This is a genomic window from Acinetobacter sp. YH01009 (genome assembly GCF_013420765.1).
Classification (GTDB): Bacteria; Pseudomonadota; Gammaproteobacteria; order Pseudomonadales; family Moraxellaceae; genus Acinetobacter; species Acinetobacter amyesii.
The window spans coordinates 259641-283132 of record NZ_VOYE01000002.1; the positions used below are offsets into that span (position 1 = coordinate 259641).

22 protein-coding genes and 1 pseudogene are annotated in these 23492 nt (G+C 40.8%); 6 read left to right on the forward strand and 17 right to left on the reverse strand.

What is annotated here, in order from left to right; genetic code table 11:
• Positions 1-33: 33 nt before the first annotated feature.
• Positions 34-1305, reverse strand: coding sequence for an alpha/beta fold hydrolase (locus FTT76_RS04045; protein WP_180190128.1), 1272 nt, complete (start codon positions 1303-1305; stop codon positions 34-36).
• Positions 1306-1421: 116 nt separating this feature from the next.
• On the opposite strand from FTT76_RS04045, the gene FTT76_RS04050 reads away from it, so the two are divergent.
• On the forward strand, positions 1422-2198 hold the full coding sequence (locus FTT76_RS04050) for a class I SAM-dependent methyltransferase (RefSeq protein ID WP_168377943.1): 777 nt from the start codon (positions 1422-1424) through the stop codon (positions 2196-2198).
• Positions 2199-2207: 9 nt separating this feature from the next.
• Positions 2208-2783 (forward strand): hypothetical protein, encoded by a 576-nt coding sequence (locus tag FTT76_RS04055; RefSeq protein WP_168377944.1) that lies wholly within the window; start codon positions 2208-2210, stop codon positions 2781-2783.
• Positions 2784-2911: 128 nt separating this feature from the next.
• On the opposite strand, the gene FTT76_RS04060 is transcribed toward FTT76_RS04055, so the two are convergent.
• The 3 genes from FTT76_RS04060 to FTT76_RS04070 form a co-directional block, all read right to left on the reverse strand.
• The gene (locus tag FTT76_RS04060) at positions 2912-3322 is read right to left on the reverse strand and encodes a GFA family protein (RefSeq protein WP_180190077.1); all 411 of its coding nucleotides are present in this window, start codon (positions 3320-3322) and stop codon (positions 2912-2914) included.
• A 73-nt stretch (positions 3323-3395) separates the two neighbouring features.
• Positions 3396-4601, reverse strand: coding sequence for a TIGR03862 family flavoprotein (locus FTT76_RS04065; RefSeq protein ID WP_180048800.1), 1206 nt, complete (start codon positions 4599-4601; stop codon positions 3396-3398).
• Between the two features lie 6 nt (positions 4602-4607).
• Positions 4608-5258, reverse strand: a complete 651-nt coding sequence (locus FTT76_RS04070; protein ID WP_180002966.1) for an SAM-dependent methyltransferase — start codon at positions 5256-5258, stop codon at positions 4608-4610.
• Between the two features lie 83 nt (positions 5259-5341).
• Between FTT76_RS04070 and FTT76_RS04075 the strand changes: the two genes are divergently transcribed.
• On the forward strand, positions 5342-5527 hold the full coding sequence (locus FTT76_RS04075) for a DNA gyrase inhibitor YacG (RefSeq protein WP_078189771.1): 186 nt from the start codon (positions 5342-5344) through the stop codon (positions 5525-5527).
• Between the two features lie 93 nt (positions 5528-5620).
• Here the strand turns inward: FTT76_RS04075 and FTT76_RS04080 are convergent, their stop codons facing one another.
• The 5 genes from FTT76_RS04080 to FTT76_RS04100 form a co-directional block, all read right to left on the reverse strand.
• On the reverse strand, positions 5621-6265 hold the full coding sequence (locus FTT76_RS04080) for an MBL fold metallo-hydrolase (RefSeq protein ID WP_078189772.1): 645 nt from the start codon (positions 6263-6265) through the stop codon (positions 5621-5623).
• Positions 6266-6277: 12 nt separating this feature from the next.
• The gene (hemH, locus tag FTT76_RS04085; RefSeq protein ID WP_168377948.1) at positions 6278-7300 is read right to left on the reverse strand and encodes a ferrochelatase; all 1023 of its coding nucleotides are present in this window, start codon (positions 7298-7300) and stop codon (positions 6278-6280) included.
• Positions 7301-7365: 65 nt separating this feature from the next.
• Complete coding sequence (locus tag FTT76_RS04090) at positions 7366-8394, reverse strand: DUF4062 domain-containing protein (RefSeq protein WP_180190078.1); 1029 nt, start codon at positions 8392-8394, stop codon at positions 7366-7368.
• Between the two features lie 122 nt (positions 8395-8516).
• A complete protein-coding gene (gene murI / locus FTT76_RS04095; RefSeq protein ID WP_168377950.1) occupies positions 8517-9404 on the reverse strand; it encodes a glutamate racemase in 888 nt (295 codons plus the stop codon).
• A gap of 49 nt (positions 9405-9453) precedes the next feature.
• Positions 9454-10062: a DUF1285 domain-containing protein gene (locus FTT76_RS04100; protein ID WP_180026641.1), complete on the reverse strand. Its 609-nt coding sequence runs from the start codon at positions 10060-10062 to the stop codon at positions 9454-9456.
• A 194-nt stretch (positions 10063-10256) separates the two neighbouring features.
• On the opposite strand from FTT76_RS04100, the gene FTT76_RS04105 reads away from it, so the two are divergent.
• Positions 10257-11969, forward strand: coding sequence for an electron transfer flavoprotein-ubiquinone oxidoreductase (locus FTT76_RS04105; protein WP_180190079.1), 1713 nt, complete (start codon positions 10257-10259; stop codon positions 11967-11969).
• Positions 11970-12192: 223 nt separating this feature from the next.
• On the opposite strand, the gene FTT76_RS04110 is transcribed toward FTT76_RS04105, so the two are convergent.
• The 4 genes and pseudogenes from FTT76_RS04110 to tusA form a co-directional block, all read right to left on the reverse strand.
• The gene (locus FTT76_RS04110; RefSeq protein ID WP_180190080.1) at positions 12193-12585 is read right to left on the reverse strand and encodes a hypothetical protein; all 393 of its coding nucleotides are present in this window, start codon (positions 12583-12585) and stop codon (positions 12193-12195) included.
• Positions 12586-12808: 223 nt separating this feature from the next.
• Positions 12809-13735 carry a hypothetical protein gene (locus FTT76_RS04115; RefSeq protein WP_180007097.1) on the reverse strand — a complete coding sequence of 309 codons (927 nt, stop codon included), beginning with the start codon at positions 13733-13735 and terminating at the stop codon, positions 12809-12811.
• A 1159-nt stretch (positions 13736-14894) separates the two neighbouring features.
• Positions 14895-17459: pseudogene (locus FTT76_RS04120) on the reverse strand (type VI secretion system Vgr family protein); the annotation flags it as partial.
• A gap of 133 nt (positions 17460-17592) precedes the next feature.
• A complete protein-coding gene (gene tusA, locus FTT76_RS04125) occupies positions 17593-17850 on the reverse strand; it encodes a sulfurtransferase TusA (RefSeq protein ID WP_111885617.1) in 258 nt (85 codons plus the stop codon).
• Between the two features lie 200 nt (positions 17851-18050).
• Between tusA and FTT76_RS04130 the strand changes: the two genes are divergently transcribed.
• Both FTT76_RS04130 and lnt read left to right on the forward strand, forming a co-directional pair.
• Positions 18051-18890, forward strand: a complete 840-nt coding sequence (locus FTT76_RS04130; RefSeq protein ID WP_078189781.1) for an HlyC/CorC family transporter — start codon at positions 18051-18053, stop codon at positions 18888-18890.
• Positions 18887-20446 (forward strand): apolipoprotein N-acyltransferase, encoded by a 1560-nt coding sequence (lnt, locus tag FTT76_RS04135; protein WP_180048793.1) that lies wholly within the window; start codon positions 18887-18889, stop codon positions 20444-20446. Before FTT76_RS04130 ends, lnt begins: the two co-directional genes overlap by 4 nt.
• 84 nt (positions 20447-20530) lie before the next feature.
• Here lnt and FTT76_RS04140 read toward each other — a convergent pair whose 3' ends face one another.
• The 4 genes from FTT76_RS04140 to gspF form a co-directional block, all read right to left on the reverse strand.
• Entirely contained in the window at positions 20531-20869 is a 339-nt protein-coding gene (locus FTT76_RS04140; RefSeq protein WP_180048792.1) for a tRNA-binding protein, read from the reverse strand.
• Positions 20870-21100: 231 nt separating this feature from the next.
• Positions 21101-21436, reverse strand: a complete 336-nt coding sequence (locus FTT76_RS04145) for a hypothetical protein (protein WP_180022604.1) — start codon at positions 21434-21436, stop codon at positions 21101-21103.
• A 283-nt stretch (positions 21437-21719) separates the two neighbouring features.
• On the reverse strand, positions 21720-22157 hold the full coding sequence (gspG, locus tag FTT76_RS04150; RefSeq protein ID WP_078189784.1) for a type II secretion system major pseudopilin GspG: 438 nt from the start codon (positions 22155-22157) through the stop codon (positions 21720-21722).
• A 36-nt stretch (positions 22158-22193) separates the two neighbouring features.
• On the reverse strand, positions 22194-23399 hold the full coding sequence (gspF, locus tag FTT76_RS04155) for a type II secretion system inner membrane protein GspF (RefSeq protein WP_078189785.1): 1206 nt from the start codon (positions 23397-23399) through the stop codon (positions 22194-22196).
• Positions 23400-23492: the final 93 nt, after the last annotated feature.

Genomic DNA, 23492 nt, shown 5'->3' on the forward strand with positions numbered 1-23492 from the left:
AGCAAGCTTTGGATTTTCAAACAAATGTCGAGCTTAAATCTGTTCGGGCTGCACCACGAACTGGCAAGACGCATCGGGGTTTTCGACAAAGAAGACTTGACCAAATTCATCGCTACTCAAACGCAGTTCTTTATAGTTGAGCGTGTAATAGCCCACATATTTCTGCATTAAAATCGGATGCATACCTGTCGCCAATTCATCTTGAGCTAAGACCAGTTTCATTACCTGACGGTCATTCATCACCACCATGTAACGCTCATCTTGGACTTGTACGTATACCAGGCCTGTGCCCTTCGGCTGCAAAGGGATCAAAAACTTGTGATTCAGCGCAATCACACCGGCTGCATAGCTTTCAATTTTTTGGCTAATCACATTAAACACTAAACCATGTTCAAACTGGTCGAGTAACAGGTTACGATTATCCTGTGGCACAAAAGTTGTGATCCCCAACTTTTGCAGATCTTGCTCACTGACTTGTTTGTTATTAAACAATACCCGTAATAAGGTCTGCTTTTGTTTGGCATCAAAAAATTGTGGATCAAGCTGAAACGAATTGCTTTTTAAAATTTCACCCAAGGCATCACGATGGCGTGTCAGTAAATTTTCAATGACTTTTCGATAGTAGAATTTACTGTTTTTCTTAACCCGACGCATTTTTTGATAAAAATACGGCGCATCAAAAGGATGTCTTAAGAAATCATTTAACAGTTCTGAACTCGCCAATACCGCAATGGCATCATGCCCTGTAAACGGCAGATGCAACACATGCACATGCGGAATTAAAGCCTGTAGTTTTTCAAAGTGCGCGCGGTCTTCTGGGCAATAAGGATCATACACCACGATATATTCACGTCTAGTCGATACGTCTTCAGCAAGTACCCGCATATTGGCATGCAGATTGGGCTGAAAGAACATGCCATAGCGTGTATCGACAATGTCTTCTGGGTCTATGGAGTACTGCGGCACCATACTGACCACACGCTGAAAACCAAATAAATTGGCATACTTAATGGCAGCATAGCCGCCCATGGAACCACCATAGGCAATACGCATCTCAAATTGTTCGAGGATCGGCTTGATGGCTTGATACATCGGCTGCATTGATGATGCTGGAAACCACGATTTTTGTTTCGGCATCACACCGATCACATTAAAATCATATTTTTGCAAAGACTTCTCGGCATTGATGCTCAAGCCCTTGGCACGGGTAATCAAATCACCGAAGGAGAAAATAAGCTCACGAGAACTGCCAGGCTGAAAAATGACACGAATTTGATCATCTTCAAAAATGATGTGCTTTTCCATTGTACTTTGCTCCAGTCCTTGTTGCGTCACGCTTTTCCTTCCTTGTTGCATTCAAAGTTTATCTTGTTCCGAATATGCTATTTTATAGAGGCCATACAGATTAAAAAGTGCAGAATATGACACATTCAATACATCCTGCCGCACAACAAGGCTTTAGCTCTGCAGCTGAACTCTATCAACAAGCCCGCCCTGACTACCCGATTGAAATCAGTGCGTGGCTACAACAACATTTAGCTTTAGCCCCTCAAGCCCATCTGGTGGACTTAGGCTCAGGTACAGGCAAATTTCTCGAGTATATTCGCCCACTCAGTGAAAATATCACCGCGATCGAACCTGTGCATGAAATGCTGCAACAATTGCAGAAAAAACATCCGCATATTGCAACTTTAGCCGCCCAAAGTGATCAGATTCCACTGCATGATCATTCTGTGGCAGCGGTATTTTGTGCCCAGTCTTTTCATTGGTTTGCCACCCCTGAAACCCTCAATGAAATCAGTCGTATCTTAGTTCCCAATGGGGATCTTGTATTGATTTGGAACCAACGTGATATCCAAGTCAATTGGGTCAAACAACTCGCTGATGTCTTGAGTGAGCTCGAAGGTGACACACCACGTTATCATAGTGGGCAATGGCAAAAAGTGTTTGAGCAGCAGCAAAAATTTAAATTAATTGCCGAAACCACCTTTCAACAATTGCATCATGGTACAGTGGAACACGTGGTTTCCAAACGATTATTGTCCACCAGTTTTATTGCAGCATTAAGCCCGGATGAACAACAAAAACTGAAACAACAATTTGAAAATATCGTGGCTGAATCAACCCAAAAGACTGCACAGGATTTCATTGATTTCCCCTATATCACGCATGTCTATATCTTTAGAAAAACATATTAGGACACGATTATGCTCTTGCCAATCTCTTTAAAGAAACTCAGTGTCATCTTCCTCATGGGTACGGTGCTAGGACTCACTGCATGTGAAAAATCATCAAAAACGGTGGAACAAAATAGTGAAATCAGTTCCGATGATCAAATCATGAAAGAGCTGAATAGTGATCCTATTAAAAACTTTGCCAAGACCCCAGATGATCTACACGACTTAACGCTACTGACACAATATGACGAGAGCTTTAGTCAAATTAGCGATGAGATGGAAGATGAGCTGATGAAACTGCGTGAGGAAGGAAAACTCACCGATGAATTTGCTACACAGCGTAAGCGTGACAACATCCAGTCGGCGCTGAATATGCTCAAAGAACTCGAAATGAAAACTGAGCAAGGCCGTTATATTCAAGGCTTGATGTATCAGTACTGGGACAATCAATCACAAATTTATCGTGAGAAAAATCAAGCAGCCGATGGCGAGTTAAAAAATCCTAGTGATAGTGTCAAAGGTCTCGGTCAGTTTATTCATGCTCAAGAACAATTGGGACATTGGCAGGAACAATATCCTGAACTACAAAAAACTCGACAGCCTTAATCTTCCAACCCTGTTGCAATCTATTCACCCAAATTCAACTTGGATGAATGAGAGAGCGATACGAGCTTATTACTTAACATCAAGGGTGCAAACCTGCCCTTGATGTGATTGCTCAATCTTGATTTTCGCTATGGTCGTTCAGCATATTGTGGTAAATCACCTGCGATATCATCCCATTCTGCTTTGGATGCGACAAAGATATGACAGGTTGGTTTCTGCGTCAGAGGTGTATCTAAGGTGCCTATACGTAAGCGGTAATAATCAGGCGTTTCAGCCTTTATACTGATGATCGGCGAACCACACTCACTATAAAAACAGCGCTGTGTGGTAGCGGTAGACGCATACTGTTTCAGAAACTGCTCACCGGCTACAATTTTAAAATCTGCTTTAGCAATCGGGGCATTGGTCGCAAATGCTGTACCATTGGCTTTTCTGCACCGAGAACAATGACATTGCACGATCTCACCAATCGGACCATTGATCTCATAACAAACCGCTCCACACAAGCAGCTTCCGGTATATTGTTCTTGTACGCGCATAGTGGTCTTTCTTAGAAGAATTTCATCTCAAAATATCACAACTCCTCAGCAAGATTGTGACAATTTGAAGCGCTTAGTTCTGCAAAGAAACCAGATAGTTTTGAACCCCTTCACCCGCTGCTCGACCGGTTGCAAGGCAGGCTGTTAGTAAATAGCCTCCAGTAGGCGCATCCCAATCCAACATTTCACCGCAAGCAAATACTGCAGGATTGCTCTTCAATTGTAAGCCATCATTTAGGACTGAACGCTTCACACCACCTGCGCAGCTAATCGCCTCATCTATCGGGCGAAATCCGTCAAGTTGAATATCTAAATGTTTAATTTTCGCTGCTAGTAAGGCCGGCTCATGCCAAAAAGATTTATCCACCAGTTCACGGACCAGCGCAGCTTTCGCCGCATCTAAACCGGCTTTACGCCAAACATTGGTTAAAGACTGCTTCTTCGAAGGCTGTAGTTTCTTTGCCAATTGCTCAACAGATTGATCTGGCAATAGGTCCAAAGTCAGCTGCATGGGCTGAGCAGATTTCACCTGTTGACGCAGTGCTCGACCTTGTTTGTAGATCAATCCACTTTCCAGCCCATAGTGTGAAATGATGATATCGCCTTGGGTCGGCTCGGCTTGATCGACCCATGCATTGACTCGCTTTAAGGGCTGTCCAAACACAGGCTGCATAAACTTCGACCAAGCGCGTTCCACGCCAGCATTACTGGCTTGAAAAGTTTCAATGCTCTCAGGCTGCAGCCATTTTTGCCATGCGCCATCACTGCCTAAACGTGACCAAGACACTGCGCCACATGCCATAATAATCGCATCAAAGCCAAGCACTTGACTTGATTCATCAACAAGGTTTTGAATCGTTAGCTGATTGGACTGTAAGTCCAAAACTTGATGTCGATAATGAAACTGCACCCCGTCTAGACTAAGACGTTTTAACCAGGCTCGCAGCAAAGGCGCAGCTTTCATTTCAATAGGAAAGACCCGACCAGATGAACCAATATAGGTTTCAATGCCCAGCCCCATCATCCACTGTTGAATCCATGCTGCATCCCACTGCTTAACCCATGGGCTCAGCCATTCCACTTGATCATAGCGCTGCACAAATTGTTCAACGGGTTCTGCATGCGAAATATTCAGCCCCGTCTTGCCAGCCATTAAAAATTTACGGGCTGCCGATGGTTTTTGCTCATAAACATGAATGTCATAGTCAAATTGGCTAAGCACTTCCGCCGCCATCAATCCCGCAGGACCTGCCCCAATGATTGCAATACGCTGAGTCATGCCCAATTATTCCGCAGATGCTTCGGTGGGTTGCTTGCCTTGTAGCGGCTGAAAATCATCAAAACGTGTGGTATAGCCAGCGGGTTTAGTCACCAATAATTGTTGGCACAACTCACCACGTTCTAGATATTTAATCTCAAAGTGTGTACGTGCTGAAGTCTCTGCAATGCGTTCTTTGACAAAAGGTAGCTTCCAAACATCGATTAACTGCTGCTGCGCTTCCTCAATATATTCAGGAATATTACTGGCCAAGGTAATCTGACCACCCGGCTGCAAACGCGACAATAAAAATTCAAAAAACGGCATATTTAACCAGCGCTGTGCAGGATTATGCGGTTCAGGGTTTGGATACAAAATAAAGAATTGCTGTACTTGCGCAGGATGTAAGGCATGTACTACCCAAGGCAATGCATCAGCATGAATTGGAGCTAAATTGCTTTGCCCTTCAAGTTGATGCTGCTTTTGCATTGCCACAAATTTTTCACGTGTCCGCTCAACAGCAATCAATTGAAATTCAGGGTGATTGGCTGAAAACAATAATGCATGTTTACCTTTACCAGCCCCAATTTCCACACAAATCGGCGTGGAATCAATCGGCTGAAAATCACGGGGAGCTCGCATACGCTGCGCTTGAAATTGACGAATAGGCATAAACAGATCAAACTAAACAGAACGGCATAAGTCTAACAACTGCGACTGTATTTGCCTAATTGAATCATCCGTTTTTGCTGGAGTTAAGCATGCCCACCACCATGAATTGTCCACGCTGCGGCGCATTGACGACTTGGGAAAATAATGAATATCGCCCGTTTTGCTCAGATCGTTGTAAATTGATTGATCTCGGTGCATGGGCCAATGATGAATATCGTCTGCCGACACAAGATGCACCTCAGGCCGATGGTGGCCGTGAAGAAGACCAATTCTAAGGACTCAAGTGCATAACCCTATTATTTAGGTAAATAAAACAGGAATCCGTTTGGATTCCTGTTTTGTTAATTTAAGTTTCTCAATCTAGTTGCTTAACCCGCTTTACCAGCAACGAAAGGATTATGTTGTTTTTCATAACCAATGGTACTCATTGGACCATGCCCTGAAATAAACTGCGTGTCATCCGGCAAGCTAAAACATTCACGCTGAATGGAGTCGAGTAATTGTTGATGGTTACCGCGTGGAAAATCTGTCCGGCCTATCGAGCCTTTAAATAACACATCCCCCGTCCAAAGCACGGCATATTTTGCGTTATAGAACATGACATGACCTGGTGTATGCCCCGGTGCAAAACGAACTTCAAACTCTTCTGCACCCAGCTTCAAGGTTTCGCCGCCTTCCAACCATTGGGTCACATGGACATTTTCAGGGATCGGGAAACCGTATTTCGCAGAAACCTCCTGAATCATGTCCAACCAAAACGCATCTTCTTTATGCGGGCCAATCACTGGAACATTCCAAGCTTGGGTTAATGCCCCAACCGCACCTGCATGGTCTAAATGGCCATGCGTTAACCACAAGGCTTTGACCGTTAAACCGAGCGCTTCAACTTCGGCTTTTAATTTTTCAGGCTCTCCCCCTGCATCAATCAAGACCGCTTCTTTCGACTCAGAGTCCCAAACAATGGAACAGTTTTGTTGAAATGCCGTAACGGGCACGATTTTAACTTGCAACATAGGGCGAAAACCTCAAGGCGATGAATGGGCTAATGTTTGCTTTAAGGCATCAAGATTAGCTTGAAGTAATAAATTGAGCAATGCGACATGATCATCCCGCGCGTTTAATGCAGGAATATAACCATATTCACCACCGCCTGCAGCTTGGAAAATTTCAGCATTTTGCAGCGCCAACTCTTCTAGCGTTTCCAAACAATCCGCTGAAAATGCAGGGCTCATAACCTGTACCGATTTCACGCCTTGTTTGCCCCATGCGTCCAAAGTGGCATCAGTATAAGGTTTCACCCATTCTTGCTTACCAAAGCGAGATTGGAAACTGATTTCATATTGATCTTCAGTTAAACCAAGCGCTTGCGCGACTAAATGTCCTGTTACACGGCAACGGTCAGCATAGGGATCACCCTTGTCTGCATAAGGCTGTGGAATGCCATGAAAAGACATCAATAACTTATCCGCGACCCCATGCTCCGCTTGATAATCACGCACACTTTGCGCTAAAGCTTGAATAAATAGCGGGTGCTGATAGTAATCACGAATAATACTCAAGCCCGGCAAATTGCGTTGCTGCGGAATCCATTGTGCGATCGCATCATATAGCGGTGCAGTCGATGTTGCTGAATATTGTGGGAATAGTGGAAACAGGACGATGTGGTCTTGTGGCTGCTGTGCCAATTGATCTAAAGCTGCTTGAATGCCTGGATTGCCATAGGTCATGGCAGGAACCACCTTCAGTTCAAATTCTGGATACGCTTGAGTTAAATGTGCTTTTACAGCGTCAACTTGCGCCAACAATATTTCACGCATAGGCGAATCATTGCCCCAAACCATTTCATAGGCATGCGCCACACGCTTTGGTCGAAATGGCAAAATGAACAAACGCAAAATCAATTGCCAAATCGGTTTTGGAATTTCAATCACCCGCTGATCTGACAAAAACTGTTGCAGAAAACGACGCACTGCGGGCACAGTTGGCGCATCAGGCGTGCCTAAGTTCGCCAGAATAATGGTGACTTTAGCTTTTTCGGCAGACAACATTACACTTTTTCCATCAATTTGAATGACGCTAATGTAGCAGCTTTTTATCTATTTTATAAAACAGATTAATATACAGTTTTAAATTGAAAAACCCGATCATTATCCAACAAATTACTTTCCAGTAGTTTTTGACCTTTCGAGGTCACTTGCCACAACATGCGTTGACGGTCATCACGTCCATTTGGAATGATCCAATCATTTTGACGCATTTGACTCTTGATACTATGCAAAGCCCGAATATTCACCTGAGCACGAGCAACCGCATGCGCACGAGGCATTTCAACGCGGGCATCTTCCAAACCTGTTTCGTTTAGAAATTCATTCATGCGTTTAGAGAAAAACTCTTCTGGGGTCGGATTGACAAAAGTTGAACCTAAAATCGAAAGCAACTGCGCCCACGTCATTTTCTTCTGTACTTTTAATTCTTTGAAATTACCATCTTGATAAGCGTGCATGCGGTATTCAAATGAAAATAGTTCATGCATCGACACTTTTGGTAAAGATAGGAATGGATCAACTTCGCGTTTTCCAGACTCTGTTTCGAGTTGAACTAACTGGGCTTTTAAACGATCAATTTCATCATGTAAAGCTTGAGTATTCTGTGGGCGCACCCAACCTGTAACAGGATAGCGTTCTAGCATTTGTGGCATGTTCAATCGAACTGCCATTTCTAAATCACGCAAGGTTCGATAGCTAAAGACTTGATCCACTTCATTTTGCAATAGCTTACGAAAGTCTTTGAATTTTTCACGTAGCTCAGGCTTTTCATCATGCAAAGAAAGATCACGTGAATTTGGATCTTCATGCATAAACACAATGACCGGCTTTTGTTTCGTCACTGCATAAATATATTCAAGGTGCATATAACCCACACCTGAAACAGACTGCTCGCCATACTGACTACCCAGTAAGATCACCACATAATCACAGTCATCAATTTGACGACGCGCAAAAGCCGTACTTAATGGTGTGCGCTGTTCCAACCCCCAAGAGAAAAAACCCATCCCTACAAGCGTCTGAGCCAAAATGATCCGTTCTGGCTGCATTTCACTGCCAGATGTGGAAATGAATACTTGATAACGCTTATCGAGCATTAGAGATCCTCTTCCCGTTGCACGCTATATCCAGCACTCAAAAAAGTGGTTGCTGAAACATACAGCATGACTACCCCAAATAGATTTAAATTGTTTTATCTAAAATCGTTCAATCACAATGATTAAAATTCTAAACTTGCCGCCTGAATATTGCAGATTTTCCAAGTGATTTGATCATCTTGAATTAAGCGTGCTACCACAGGTGTTAAGTTTTCCGCATTATTTCCACTGACATAACATTCGATACGCAGTGAATCTTGGCGGTTATGCTCAAATAATAACTCATTTTTAATCAAAATTTGGGCTGTTTGTCGTGCAACCGCAAATCCTGAGTCAATTAATGTCAGCTTCTGACCAAAAATATACTGAATTGCCGATTTTAGGAAGGGGTAATGCGTACATCCAAGCACTAAATAATCTGCACCTGCATCTACAACTGGCTGTAATATCTCAGTTAATGTCTGCAGGCAAGGCTCAGTCATTTGCGCCCCCGCTTCAACAAAGGGCACCAATTCCAAAGAAGTCACTGACAAAACTTGCACCCCTGCAGGTTCAGCAAATCGCTGCATGACATCTTTGATTAATTTACCCCGAAAAGTCGCAGGCGTTGCGAGGACAGCCACAGTTTTACTTTTGGTCTGTAATACCGCAGGTTTTAAGGCTGGAACCAAGCCAATAATCGGAAAATTTTCACCGTAGTGTTCACGCAAATAATCCAAACTAAATGCCGATGCCGTATTGCATGCCACCACCGCGACTTTACACCCCTGACGGTATAACCACTCAATCGCATGTGCAGTCAGTTCACGGATGTCCTGATCTTGACGCGGGCCATAAGGGACATGTGCCGTATCTGCAAAATAAACAATCCGTTCATTCGGTAAATAACGTGCAATTTCCAACGCAACAGACAAACCACCAATACCTGAGTCAAATACCCCAATAGGCGCATCAGCAGTCGCTTTTGGCATGGGTACATTTAAGGGGTAAATGGGATGAATGGCGGTCATAGGGTCACTTTAATTTAGATTCAGAATGACAAGGTGGAAAGCTTAAACCTCAGGTGCCTAATTGCAAGTGCAAATCACCACTTTGTAACACTAAAATGGACTCCCCTTGCTCATTTTCAAGCAGCTCACCCATCTCGACTAAATGAAAAAATGCAGCACGTTGAATTAAGGCATTTATACCAAAACGAACATGCACATAAGGACGTAGTTCACCCTGATATTCACGCATAAAAATCGGATGTTCATCATCCACAACAATCACGTCTTGTGTTGTGGTCGTAAACTGGATATAGCGCTTGTTTTCTAGCTCAAGCGTATCGACTTGATTAACAAATAAAGGCTCATCTTCCACCTGTATTTCAATTTGTTCCACAGGGGTTTTTAAATAGAATTTCCCATCTTCTTTCCAAAGCACGGTTGAGAACAGATCAATGAGTGCTTGCCGCTTGATCAATTGACCATCGTGCCACCATTCTCCATTGGCTAAAACCTTCAAATCCATTGCACCACAATGCTTTGGATGCCATTGATCTAATGGGGGGATTGACCTTTTGTGACCGGACTGTCCATCTTTTAAGTATTGTGCAATGTTCATTAAATTTCTATCATCCCTATTAATGAATTTTTTCGTCGGGTTTTCGTTCAATTGCTGCTTCATCCGCCTAATAAATACCTTAGTGACGGAAAAATAATATGATTCAGCCAATTGGCTAGAACTCGGTTTAAAACTATACTAGCCCACAATATCAAAGACACGATAGAAAAATTGTGTCTGGGCATTAAGAACACTCATGGCAGCACCATTTAAATGAATTGAATGGATGCCACCTTCCGAAATATGAGGAGTCCTACATGGAACACATCGAACGTGAATCGATGGAGTTTGACGTAGTTATCGTCGGTGCAGGTCCTGCCGGCCTATCTGCTGCGATTAAAATTCGTCAACTTGCAATTGAAAATAACCTAAACGATCTGTCCGTTTGTGTCGTGGAAAAGGGCTCCGAAGTGGGTGCGCATATTCTATCAGGTGCTGTGCTTGAACCTCGCGCAATGAATGAATTGTTCCCAGATTGGAAAGAACAAGGTGCACCTTTAAATGTGCCTGTGACTGAAGATAAAACCTTCTTCTTATTGTCTGATGAAAAATCACAAGAAGCACCACATTGGATGGTGCCTAAAACCATGCATAACGATGGCAACTATGTTATTTCGTTAGGTAATGTGGTTCGTTGGTTGGGCGCTAAAGCTGAAGAATTAGAAGTGTCTATTTTCCCAGGTTTTGCAGCGTCTGAAATCCTTTACCACGAAGATGGTACTGTGAAAGGTATTCAGACTGGCGACATGGGTATTGGTAAAGATGGCGAACCAACGCATAACTTTACTCCTGGCTATGAACTGCATGCCAAATACACATTATTTGCTGAAGGCTGTCGTGGTCATTTGGGTAAACGTCTGATTGCTCAGTTCAATTTAGATAAAGATGCTGATCCGCAACATTACGGTATTGGTATTAAAGAACTTTGGGAAATCGATCCTGCTAAGCACAAACCAGGTTTGGTGATGCACGGTGCAGGTTGGCCTTTAAGTGAAACAGGTTCTTCAGGCGGTTGGTGGTTATACCACGCTGAGAACAACCAAGTGACTTTAGGCATGATAGTTGACTTGTCATACACCAATCCACACATGTATCCATTTATGGAAATGCAGCGTTGGAAAACACATCCACTGATCAAGCAATATCTTGAAGGTGGTAAACGTATTTCTTACGGTGCACGTGCGGTTGTAAAAGGTGGTTTCAACTCACTACCTAAATTCACTTTCCCAGGTGGTAGCTTAATTGGTGATGACGCAGGTTTCCTAAACTTTGCGAAAATCAAAGGCTCTCATACAGCAATGAAATCAGGCATGCTGTGCGGTGAAGCTGTATTTGAAGCGATTGCTGCGGGTGTGGAAAAAGGTGGTGACCTTGCCATTGCACGTGTGACTGAAGGTGAAGACTTCTTCACTAAAGAGTTAACTGCGTATACTGACAAGTTTAACAACAGTTGGTTGAAAGAAGAGTTATATAACTCTCGTAACTTCGGCCCTGCTATGCATAAGTTTGGTCAATGGATGGGTGGTGCGTTCAACTTTGTTGATCAAAACATCTTTAAAGTGCCATTTACACTACATGACTTACAGCCAGATTTCAGTGCTTTAAAAACTGTCGATGCTGCGAACTTCAAACCGAATTACCCAAAACCAGATGGTAAAATTACATTTGACCGTTTGTCTTCAGTATTCGTATCAAATACGGTACATGAAGAGAACCAACCTGCTCACTTGAAATTGACAGATGCTTCTATTCCTGTACATGTGAACTTACCAAAATGGGATGAGCCTGCTCAGCGCTACTGTCCTGCTGGTGTTTATGAAATTATGGAAGAGAATGACGGTTCTAAACGTTTCCAAATTAACGCGGCCAACTGTGTACACTGTAAAACGTGTGACATCAAAGATCCGTCTCAAAACATTACTTGGGTAACACCTGAGGGTGGCGGTGGTCCTAATTATCCTAATATGTAATCTCTTTTGAGATTGAAATAAACCCGCTTAATGCGGGTTTATTTTTTAATAGACAATCACACTCTTTAAATAAATATTATTACAAAAAAACTAATTCCTATAAAAAATGAATTTCATAAGTATTTCATTTAAAATAATTATCAATGTATTATTTTATATCCACTAGATTTAGATATTTTATAAATAATTAAAAGAAATAATTTCACTAAGCCTAAATAAAAATTTAAATTTCATCTATATAGTAATATATTCTTTTAGATCCTTCAATTTTATAATAATTAATTTTAATTTCTCTAGAACTTTCCATATTACAAAGCTTACTTACAACTTCATCTCCTCCACCGTACATTGTAATTTCCTTATTTTCGATCAGAAAATTAAACGATGTAGGCTCTTCATAATTTCGATGAATTTTTTCCAACTTATATTTTAAGGTTAGATCTTTTATGTTAGAAAAATCAGTACTATTAAATGGAAAAACTCCCCTATTACACCCACCTAAAAAAAGCGCTTGTTTATTTTTCTCGTATAAATATGCTATTTTTTCGTCATCAGCATATACATGCGAGCTAATGAGCACTATAAATAACAATCTAAAAACACCAACAAAATTCATCATAGCTCAATTTATTTATTAAAAATAAAATACATAATTTTTTTAAAATCAAACCCACTAAATAAAATTAAAAAATCAATATCAACAAAAACCATTGCAAGAAAGTTTAAATAATTAAAAAATCAGAATAAAATTCCGCCTACAAAATTATTACTTCAAACATTAAAAATACAATTCCCCTGCACAAAAAAATATGAAAAAAACCAAATATACGACATGCAATTCATTTAGAATAAATAAATTCATTCAAACTAGTTAAATAATGAAAATCACCTGCAATAATACTTGGCGATAGCACTCTAAGATCCATAACAACATAATATTTTAGCTCTGCATCATCTATAATTTTTTGATATTCTTCTAGCTTATCCATTTCATTTTTATCTAACTTGAAATGAATACTTTTTTTCATTTTCCCAGGTAATATTAGATTGTTTAATAAATCCTCATTTTTCTCTATCAAATTATATTTATTCAAACTAAATTTAAAAGATGCATTCAAACCATCCCTAATCACTAAATTTGATATTATTTTACTTCTTCTATTTTCATTACTCACCTCCCAATCATTAACCCCAGTGATTAATATATCTTGCCCAGATAAATTCTCAAATATCAATTCTAAAACATAATTAGATTCACTTTTTTTTATTTTAGTAATAATTTTAAATCCTATTTCCATTTTACTTTCACTGGAATTAATAAAATTTATTTTTTTTTCATTAAACCATTTTAAAACTTCCTGCCCATTACTGTCTTTTGAATTAAAAAGTATTGAAGAAACAGTATTCTCACCTGAAATTTCAAAAAATCTAAAATTTAGCTTCTTATCTTTACTACTTTTGACATCATATTTTTTATTAAGCAAGAAAATTTTTTTTCCATATTTGTCATAATCTTCAGCCTCTTTTTCGGTTAAGCTTTTAACAATCAAACCGACTCCGTTTATTTTATTATTTTTACTACCTATTCTATCTACTGTAGAATTTTTCAAATAAAATTCTTTACCATTATTAGCCCAAAATTTTTCTATAAGAGGATTACCCCAATAATTTGGATATGTACTCGTGTAAAACTCTTGATTATTTTTCGCCATTGATACAGTACTCATAAATAAAATTGAAACCATTATAAATTTAAGATTTAACATCCCAATTAATCCCTGTTTCTTTTTCAAACCAATCTCGAATTTGATGCAGATAATATTCATGCATTTGTGGATTTTTAATTAAAGTTCCTTCACCCATTAAATTATTTTTTGAATTTCTTTTCCAAAAATCTGCAGGCTCTGCAATCTTAAGATCTATTTGATATGGTGGATTACTTGTAGCTAAAGTATATCTTTGATTTACTGCTCCCCCATAAGCAAAATACTCATCTGGCCAATTAAATAAATGACCAGATTCATGCGCATGTATATTATTCGACATCCAACTTGGCTCAAATTTCCAACATCCGAAGTCATATTGTTGAAAATCAGTTAATGAAGTTGAGTTTTCAATAAATTCATAAATTTGATAGTAATCAGTTACCTGTTTTTTCGATGCTTCGTATTCTGCTGTAGCATTTATAGACCAATTACTTGAATCCGCACGTGTACTTAATTTGTATATATTAACCTCATGACCATCTTGTGCTTCTACAACTTCCAACCAAACTGGAACTTTACACGTACATTTTGATTGAGCACAGTTTTTCGGATATAAATAAAAATTATTTTTATTTAAAATTTTCTCAATTTCAGATTTAGCTTTATTAAAGTCAAACCAATCTTTATATGGAATTTCTATATCCTCAAAAGAAAACATGGAATTTTGCAAATCTAAGCTAGAATCATATGGTAATTCTACTTCTATACCACTTTTATTAGTAACTATCTGGTTATTATTGTCAACTAAGACACGCTTTTTTCCTTTAAAAGATATCTTTGTTGTTACTGTTAAGAGGTTTTTAAGTGGATCAAACTTAATATCAAATGGTTGGCTTATCTCTGAATAATCATAAAATTTGACTTTATACCTCTTTGAATTTTCATAATAGTCAACATAACCATCTTCTAAAGTTTCATTTTTTTCTATACCTATTGATATTAAATTTCCGTTTTCATCCGTATCTACAATTTTCCCAGAAAGAGCTTCTGGTAGATAATCAACTATACTAATTGGTTTTAATAAAGATGAACAACTATTTCCATGTAATGCTGAATCATTCAACGCCGTGGATGACTCAGCATTAGATATATATTCGGTATTTGAATTTGATTGTTTTAACCTTATAGGACATTCGCTCACTGAATTTTCTTTGATTTTCAGTGCAGGTAAATTTACATTCAAAGTGGGAATCTTGTTCCCTCCCACAAACTTATGCTGCCCCGCCTTCACTTCAAACTTACCGCTAGTTGTCGGTAATACACCCGCACTACTAATCTCAATCTGACTACCACCCGCAACCAAAACAATTTTTTTGCTCGCTTTGATTTCAACTTTATCTTCCGTGGAAATGATTTGAATACCTTTTCGGGCAATCAGATCTGCCCCATCTCCTTGGGCTTGGATTTCAACTTTGCCTTTGCCCGCATACGCACGTAAGCCTTCTTGTGCTGCAAATAGACTGATCTTGCTTTGTGCATGGGCAATCAAGGATTTTTGACTGCTGAGGTTGATGCTATCGCCTGCACTTTGGCTGATCTGTCCATCTGCTGAAAGATGAATATCTTCCTGACTACTCACAACAATTGAGTTTGGTGCAGATAAAATCATTAAGGCTTGTTTAAAGGCATCAGCTTTTTCTTTACTGCCTTTTTCAATTTGTCCAAGGAAGTTTTTCAGGTTATCTAAGACTTCAAGCGGGTCAGTTTGCTGTTTTTTCGCCACTTCACTTAAGGCTTTGCTGCTGTTTAAGTTGGCTTCGATTTGTTCTTTCGCCGCTTGTGCATCGAGGTGCATTGCTGCTGCTTGTTGTTGTGGGTGTGTGCTGACAAGGAGCCCTTGTCCTGCACGAACTGCGCCCCATTGGTCGGTTCTCAGTTCAAAGCCTTCGCCTCGACCTGCACTTTCTGCGGTTTCTTTAGGATGACTGAGGTTCCCTAGGTTGAGCTGGGTGGCACCATGGGTACTTTGTAATTGTGTTGATATTTGTCCAGTCGTGTCATCAAAGCGTAGTTGTCCAAAGCCTTCACCTTGGACTTCCTTACTTTTTATTCCAGCCAGTTTTTTGGTGTCTGGCAGTTTGCCTTTACTATCAAATTGGGTTGGACTGCGCTGTGCTTCATGTATGCGCCCCACCACAAATGGTCGGTCGATGTTACCGTCAAAGAAATCGATGACCACGATTTCATTAATACGTGGTAAGAAACGTGCACCATAGCCTTCACCGGCCCATGGGGTAAGCACATCGACCCATGCAGAGTCCGTATCATTGTCATTGCTGCCTGCACCGCCATCATGGCTGTGGTCATCTCCACGGGTAAATAAAAAGCGGACTTTGATACGCCCCCATTCATCGACATGTATTTCTTCACCACTTGGCCCGACAACTTTAGCCCGTTGCGGATGGGTGCTTGGACGGTGTTCGAGTGGGTTATATGCAGGAACCGTCACAATATTGCGGCGTTGTAATGTGAGCTGATTGGCCTGACGCTCGGCCTGTTCATGGATCGGTTTAATGTTCCACTGACTTTGTTCAATCAGTTGATTGACTTGTTCAGAGAGGTCTTTAGGTAAGTTATTTTGGTTATAGAATTTTTTTTCTGTGATTAAAAATTGTTTGTCTGCACCACTGTGTTGATCGATTTCTGGGTGTTCATTCAATTCAAACCAATAACCCACTTGGGTATCACGCACAGTCGATTGTGCACTGAATTTTTTCGATTGTAGCTCGTGATAGCGCGTTAGGTTTTGATTCAGTTTTTCAATTTGGCTATTGGATGAAGCAGTGGCTTGATCTTCACCTTTTAAATCTTGCATCCATGCAGGGCTGACATGCCATGCTTGTTCCAAACTTAAGCTGGCATTGTCTTGGCTTTGGCTATGCTGATGTTTACTTTGAACTGAACCTGCGCCTTCTTCTTGGCTGAGTCCATCGGCTTGCCAGCGCTGCACATGGACCGCAGTCGGTTGAATGCTACGCTCACCGATCAAGCTGGTGATGCTGTCTTGTTTTTCTGTGGCGCTAGAGCGATGAAAGCGGATGCTACGACGGCTGAGTGCTTGATATTGGCTATTGTCATCAATCAGGCGAAGTTTTTGTTTTTCAATTGGCGCTGAGGAATGTGGTGCTTTCAGCTGCGCTTCATCGATGAGCCAATTGATGCCTTCACTGCGCCAAAGACGCGTTAAAAAGTCATAATCGCTTTCATTCGACTGCATGATGAAAGGTCGTACATCATAGTTCTGACTTAAACCGCTTAGATCTAGCGTTAGACTGGCAGCAAAGAGCGGACTTTTGCTTTGCCATTCTTTAAAGAGAGTCTCACTGACTTCGCGCACCGATTTGTTCATAAACACACGACTGTTGCGGCGTTTATGCCATAGCGACGTTGCGTCTTCTAGAGTGAGTTTATATAGGGTGAGTGAACCGTCACTCTGGCCTTGGGTGGCTTCGGTAATAATACCCGTGGTACGGAAGAGTTCGCCCTGATCGGTCACTTGATCAACGGCGACCTGTGCGCCAATAAATTGTTTTAGTGGAATAAGTGCATTCGTAGATAGGCAAATCAAAGTCGCTTGCAGGCCTTGGTTTAAGACATGCTCCCCATCAATACGTTGAATAAAAAGCTCGTCATTCAACGCAGGGTTGGAAAATTGCACATGAATGGCACGTTTTTGGGCGGATAAGCCTAATTTTTCAAGTATAAGAGCAATCGAATTTGACATTTTAAAAGTCTGTTTTTTAAACTTTGTATAATTATGCTGCGAATGATATAGGCTAGCCATCAGACTTGACCAGCCTATTTTATTAATAAAAATGTAACATCTTAATAATTATTATTTTTTACAATCTCTTAAATTAACCTTTCTGAACCAAATAATGGAATTCTTTATTTCCATTTTCATCAAGACGTTCTTCTTGAAGCAAAAGCTCATGACCTAAATGCATACAAAATTTCGGAATATCCCAAGAGGTCGAATTATCTGTTGCAAAAACCTCCACAATATCACCCGATTTTGATTTACGAATGGCTTGATGCAACATCATCACAGGCTCAGGGCAACGTAAGCCACGGGTGTTTAATTGAATTGATGGGGACACAGAAGGCTCAGACATTAGAAAACTCAGTATTAAAATCTAGGGCTATTTTAGCATAATCCTGACGACCGAATGTTAGCTTGAAAAATGCAGATGATAACGTCTTAAAATGACTTCATCGCTCATCATCTAGATCAACATTAACAATAGACAACTGTATTTTCTACGGTATGATAAAATCATCATTTATTAGATATTAAGAGTCTTTAGGAAAGATCATGCAAGAGGAATCCGGCCCGTCGTGGGGCATGCGCGGCTTACGTAAATGGCTGGGCACTGCACCAGAAACCCGTGACGAACTGTTGAAATTGGTACAAGATTCACGTCGCTTCTTAGAACCCGATACAGTTGCCATGCTCGAAGGGGTACTCGACTTACCTGCAACTAAAATCCGCGAGGTCATGACCCCCCGTACTGCGATGATCAGCTTGCAAGAAGATGATGAGCTATTAGATATTTTGCATGTACTTGTTGAATCTGCACACTCACGTTTCCCAGTCTTTTCCTCAGACCAGCCAGACAATGTTGTCGGTATTTTGTTGGCCAAAGATTTGTTGCCATTTTTGACAGAACCGACCACCAAAGTCGATATTCGTGCATTAATGCGTCAACCCTTATTTGTACCCGAGAGCGCGCGTTCTGACCAAGTTTTACGTATGTTGAAAAATACCCAAACCCATATCGCTGTAGTGATTGATGAATATGGCACAACTTCAGGCTTAGTCACTTTAGAGGACATTCTTGAAGAAATTGTGGGTGAAATTGAAGATGAACACGACAAAGTCGATGAAGAAGCTCAATTTATCATTCCAGATGAAGACCCACTCAGTGCAAATACATGGCTGGTTCAAGCACTTACACCAATTGAACATTTTAACAATCTTTTAGATGCTGATTTTTCAGATGATGAAGTAGAAACTGTGGGCGGCTTACTGCTACAAGAAATGGGCTTAGTCAGTGATTTACAAGGTCAAGTGATTGAACTTGAAAACTGGGAATTTACCATTTTGGAGGCAGATGCACGTACTATTCATCTGATCCGAGCTGTCCGTAAATGAGAACCTACTTTGATAAGCTGCTAAACCACTCAGAACAAAAAAAACAGCTACCTTTCATCTATCCTTTGCTGATTGCATTATTTTCAGGTGCCATCTTCAGCTTGTCGCTGGCACCTTATCATTATTGGTGGTTGGCAATTTTATCTCCAGCCCTGCTGTATGCTTGCTTAAGTCAGCGTGCCCCTAAACAATCGTTTTTCATTGGTCTAGCTTATGGCTTTGGCTTATGGTTTGTCGGGGCTTTTTGGCTGTATACCTCGATCCATGTCTATGGTGATACCAATTCAGCACTCAGTGTTTTGATGATTGCCATTATGGCGATTGTGATGGGCCTGTTTACCGCAGTTCAGAGTTGGCTCTACCGCCGCTTCTTTCCAGAAACACCTCTGACCTTTGCGCCACTGTGGGTGTTTTTCGAATGGAGTAAAACTTGGGTCTTTACCGGTTTTCCATGGCTGTTTGCAGGTTATACCTTTACTGAACGATTCCTCGATGGCTATGCGCCATTATTCGGGATCTTTGGGGTATCTTTTGCGGTCATTGTATTGGCCTGTGCCTTGGTTGAAATCCTACGTAAACGCATCTTTTGGATTGTTCCCTCTGTCCTTGTTTTGCTCGGTGCATGGGGTGCAGCACAACTGCAATTTGTTCAGCCTAAAAATGAAAAACCGCTGAGTGTTTCCTTAATTCAAGGCAATATTCCACAAGATTTAAAATGGTTAACAGAATACCAAGCTCAAACCTTAATGAAATATGCATCATTAAGTCGGACAGAATGGGGCCGTGATGTCATTGTTTGGCCAGAATCCTCCATTCCAATGTTCCAAACTGATATTGAGCCGTTTTTGGATGCGATGAAAGTCCAAGCCAATAAAACAGGTACGGCTTGGGTGACAGGTATTCCCTATTGGGATTTGGCAGAATCACAGCAAAACCAACACCCTATGTATTACAACACCATCATGGCAACTGGTGATGAGTCTTCTGGCCTATACAAGAAGCAACGTCTAGTTCCCTTTGGTGAATACATTCCGCTTTCAGGGATGCTAAGTTGGGTACTGCCTGCCCTACAAAATGACCCGTCGATGAGTGGCTTTTCACGTGGTGCAAACAACCAAAAGCCTTTGAATGTTAAAGGTCATGATTTAGGTGCGGCGATTTGCTATGAAGTGGCTTATCCCAACTTAACGCGCCGTAATGCCAGTCAAAGTGACTACCTAGTGACTATTTCCAATGACGCATGGTTTACTGGAACAGCGAGCCCGCATCAACACCTACAAATGGTTCAAATGCGTGCCAAAGAAAATGGCCGTTGGTTTATCCGTGCAACCAATACTGGTATTACCGCCTTTATTGATCATAATGGTCACATTGTGAAACAAGCACCGATGGATAAAGATGCGGTACTTCGTGGTGATTTACCTGCCATGCAAGGCGAGACACTTTACACACGCTTAAGTGATTGGCCTGTGTTGATTTTCTCATTCTTGTTATTGGTTCTCGGTTGGATTTATCGCCCGCGTAAAGTTGATATTTCTTTTAAATCACGCCGTTGATTCCGCTATAAAAGATCAAGAAAACCGAGCTTTGGCTCGGTTTTTTATTGATAAACTTTCAACGTGCCAGCTCATCCTGCTTTTTTAAAGTAACTTGGTGCCGAGGGGAATTTCTGCATCAGGCATACAAAGAGCAACATGCCCCTCTGCATTATGAAAACCTGTGACCAAACACTCTGACTGGATCGGCCCAATTTGTTTTTTTGGAAAATTCACGACGGCAACGACCAATTTTCCCACTAGATTTTCCGGCTGATACAGCTGTGTAATTTGTGCACTGGACTTTTTAATGCCCAGTTCCTCTCCAAAATCCACATGGAGAATGTACGCGGGTTTACGTGCTTGCTCAAAGACTTCAGCCTGTACAATTTTCCCTACACGTAATTCAACTTTCAAAAAATCTTGCCAATCGATCTGTTGCATTTTTCCTCTTGCTTTTCTTTGTTGTACTTCATCTGACTATCTATGCATTATAAAAATTTCATTCAGGCTGACGATATGTGAAGCAGACATTCGATGCGTCAAAACGGACAAAGCAAGGTCTTCTTAGAAAACGTATCAAATTGATGTACGCTTTGATGTAGGCTAACTGTTCATTTGCACGGGACATAAAAAAACTGGAGCAAGCTCCAGTTTGGAAGGTTTGATTGTGGTTTATAACTTCGTTACTAAATAGGAAAGCATGGCAGCTAAAGATACCATTGGAATATATCGATAAAGACGAACAACCATTTGTTCGATGGCAGATGCATGTTCTTGTTTTAAATTTGCCACAGTCGCTTTTAATGCAGACCAAAAACTTAAAGCCAGTAATGAACTCATTAAGCTCATGGCAAAGAAGCCCACCATAATTTGGCTACTGCCCTCAGTGCTTTGCCATAAATACACAATGCCTTGACTGATCGGCAGAATACTTAAAATCAAAAGAACAGATTTCAGCATAGACCAATGAAATTGGTTAATTTCATCCGTTAATAATAATGCTTTCATACTATCCTCCATGGCTAAAAAAGTACCATAAAAGATATTATGCTCGGTTTTATTTAAATGAAAAGCCTATATTTATTCATATTTTGCGATTATTGTAATCAATAAAATTGGGAATAATTCTTATTATAAATATCACATATTTAATATTATGAAATTTAAAGTAAATTCAATAACTTAATATTAATTTTATAATTAAGATTTATTATCACTTCACTCAATATTGAAACACCCTATTAAGTGAAGTGATTAATTCCATTAAAACTGAATATATAATTATTCTCAGTTAGTGTTTATAGTAAATATCGGCATCATTTTCTTCACCGCCAGACTGACCATCTGCACCAAATGAATAAAGATCATAAGGACGGCCTTCAGAACCTGGGATCACATATTGAATATCATTGTCCCAACTGTCTTTTGGATAGCCGCCTTTGATATAGCCACCCGGCAACCAGTTTTTAGCAGACTCAGGTTTAGTGACCAAAGCATTTAATCCGCCGTCTTGCATTGAAGGGAATTTACCATTGTCCATTTTGTATTGATCTAATGAGCCAGCGACACTTTTTAAAGTAATCGCCGTAGTATCAACTTTGGCTTTTTCACCACGGCCCATCACGTTCGGTACAATCAGCGCTGCCAAAACACCTAAAATGACAATGACCACCATCACTTCAATTAAAGTAAAACCTTGTTGCTTCATATTTTTTGTCTTCACTTGCATGTTACAAATCTCTGTTCACATCATTGTTCGAATGTTTTAAATCATATTATTCATATTCACGATTGGCAGCATCACAGCAATCACGATCACCAGTACAATGCTCGCCATAAATACCAACATCAACGGTTCAAGCAACGCCAATAAAGTTGAAATTAAGGTCGTCACTTCTCGGTCTTGCATCGTCGACGCACGTTCTAGCATCCGGTCTAATTCGCCTGAACTTTCACCACTTTTGATCATTTGTACCATCATCGGTGGGAAATAACCACTTCGCTCAAGCTGTGTTGCCAAATTACCACCTTCTGTTACTTTCTCTGCCGCAAGGTTGACCGAATCTCGAATCACCCAATTATTACTGACCGCTGCGCCAATTTTTAAAGCATCGACCAAAGGCACGCCAGACTTGGTTAAAATCGACAAAGTACTGGCAAAACGAGCGGCATTAATGCCTTTAGAAAGTTTGGAAAATAACGGTAATTTCAAGGTCAATCGGTCAAAGGCATAATGTCCCGCCGCTGTTCTGAGGAATCGAACCAAGAGAAAAATCGAGACTACGCTACCGACCAATAAAAATGGCCAAGCCATTCGAATAAAATCACTGGCTTTCATTAAAGCGACCGTTATCCACGGCAAGGCATCTTTGCTTTGATCAAAGGTTTTGACAATATCTGGGACCACATAGGTCATGAGTCCCATCACAATCCCGAAAGACATTAACATCAGGATGATCGGATAAATCATCGCACCCTGCACTTTTTTTTGCATGGCAAAGCGATTTTCGGTGTAATCGGCAAGTTGGTCGAGAATGAGATCGAGATGGCCTGAACGCTCACCTGCTGCAATCGTGGCAATATACAGTTCAGGAAAACGTCCCGCTTGTTGTAGTGCGTTGGCTAAAGAATGTCCTTCCAAAACTTTAGAGCGCACCGACATCAACAGGTTTTGCACATGGGCTTTTTCGTTTTGTTTTCCCACAGCACGAATCGCTTCTTCTAATGGAATCGCAGCGGCAACCAAAACTGAAAGTTGGCGAGTTAATAAAGCCAAGTCATAGGCATTCAGCCCTTTTTGAAACCAGCGCTGCTGCGCGTGTTTGTCTTTTTGCTCAATCGGATCGACAGCAACTGGAATGAGTGACTGATCTCTGAGCTGTTGACGAATTTGACGCGCAGAATCACCCTCAAGTACACCCTTCTGCTGCTTCCCTGAAGCGTCTATGGCAGTAAACTGATATGCAGGCATTGTAATGCTCTAATTTTCCAAAATTTCTATCAGCGCAGTTGCGTCTGACCATCAAAATCATTCATATTCTTAGATATAAAATATGAGCTCACT

Coding starts and splice junctions, on each gene's coding strand:
- lnt (WP_180048793.1), top strand. CDS start 18,887: ATGAGAACCTACTTTGATAAGCTGCTAAACCACTCAGAACAAAAAAAA.
- FTT76_RS04080 (WP_078189772.1), bottom strand. CDS start 6,265: ATGTTGCAAGTTAAAATCGTGCCCGTTACGGCATTTCAACAAAACTGT.
- FTT76_RS04140 (WP_180048792.1), bottom strand. CDS start 20,869: ATGCAACAGATCGATTGGCAAGATTTTTTGAAAGTTGAATTACGTGTA.
- tusA (WP_111885617.1), bottom strand. CDS start 17,850: ATGTCTGAGCCTTCTGTGTCCCCATCAATTCAATTAAACACCCGTGGC.
- FTT76_RS04130 (WP_078189781.1), top strand. CDS start 18,051: ATGCAAGAGGAATCCGGCCCGTCGTGGGGCATGCGCGGCTTACGTAAA.
- FTT76_RS04050 (WP_168377943.1), top strand. CDS start 1,422: ATGACACATTCAATACATCCTGCCGCACAACAAGGCTTTAGCTCTGCA.
- FTT76_RS04110 (WP_180190080.1), bottom strand. CDS start 12,585: ATGAATTTTGTTGGTGTTTTTAGATTGTTATTTATAGTGCTCATTAGC.
- FTT76_RS04090 (WP_180190078.1), bottom strand. CDS start 8,394: ATGCTCGATAAGCGTTATCAAGTATTCATTTCCACATCTGGCAGTGAA.
- FTT76_RS04145 (WP_180022604.1), bottom strand. CDS start 21,436: ATGAAAGCATTATTATTAACGGATGAAATTAACCAATTTCATTGGTCT.
- FTT76_RS04100 (WP_180026641.1), bottom strand. CDS start 10,062: ATGAAGCAGCAATTGAACGAAAACCCGACGAAAAAATTCATTAATAGG.
- hemH (WP_168377948.1), bottom strand. CDS start 7,300: ATGTTGTCTGCCGAAAAAGCTAAAGTCACCATTATTCTGGCGAACTTA.
- gspG (WP_078189784.1), bottom strand. CDS start 22,157: ATGCAAGTGAAGACAAAAAATATGAAGCAACAAGGTTTTACTTTAATT.
- gspF (WP_078189785.1), bottom strand. CDS start 23,399: ATGCCTGCATATCAGTTTACTGCCATAGACGCTTCAGGGAAGCAGCAG.
- FTT76_RS04045 (WP_180190128.1), bottom strand. CDS start 1,305: ATGGAAAAGCACATCATTTTTGAAGATGATCAAATTCGTGTCATTTTT.
- FTT76_RS04060 (WP_180190077.1), bottom strand. CDS start 3,322: ATGCGCGTACAAGAACAATATACCGGAAGCTGCTTGTGTGGAGCGGTT.
- FTT76_RS04105 (WP_180190079.1), top strand. CDS start 10,257: ATGGAACACATCGAACGTGAATCGATGGAGTTTGACGTAGTTATCGTC.
- FTT76_RS04115 (WP_180007097.1), bottom strand. CDS start 13,735: ATGTTAAATCTTAAATTTATAATGGTTTCAATTTTATTTATGAGTACT.
- FTT76_RS04055 (WP_168377944.1), top strand. CDS start 2,208: ATGCTCTTGCCAATCTCTTTAAAGAAACTCAGTGTCATCTTCCTCATG.
- FTT76_RS04065 (WP_180048800.1), bottom strand. CDS start 4,601: ATGACTCAGCGTATTGCAATCATTGGGGCAGGTCCTGCGGGATTGATG.
- murI (WP_168377950.1), bottom strand. CDS start 9,404: ATGACCGCCATTCATCCCATTTACCCCTTAAATGTACCCATGCCAAAA.
- FTT76_RS04075 (WP_078189771.1), top strand. CDS start 5,342: ATGCCCACCACCATGAATTGTCCACGCTGCGGCGCATTGACGACTTGG.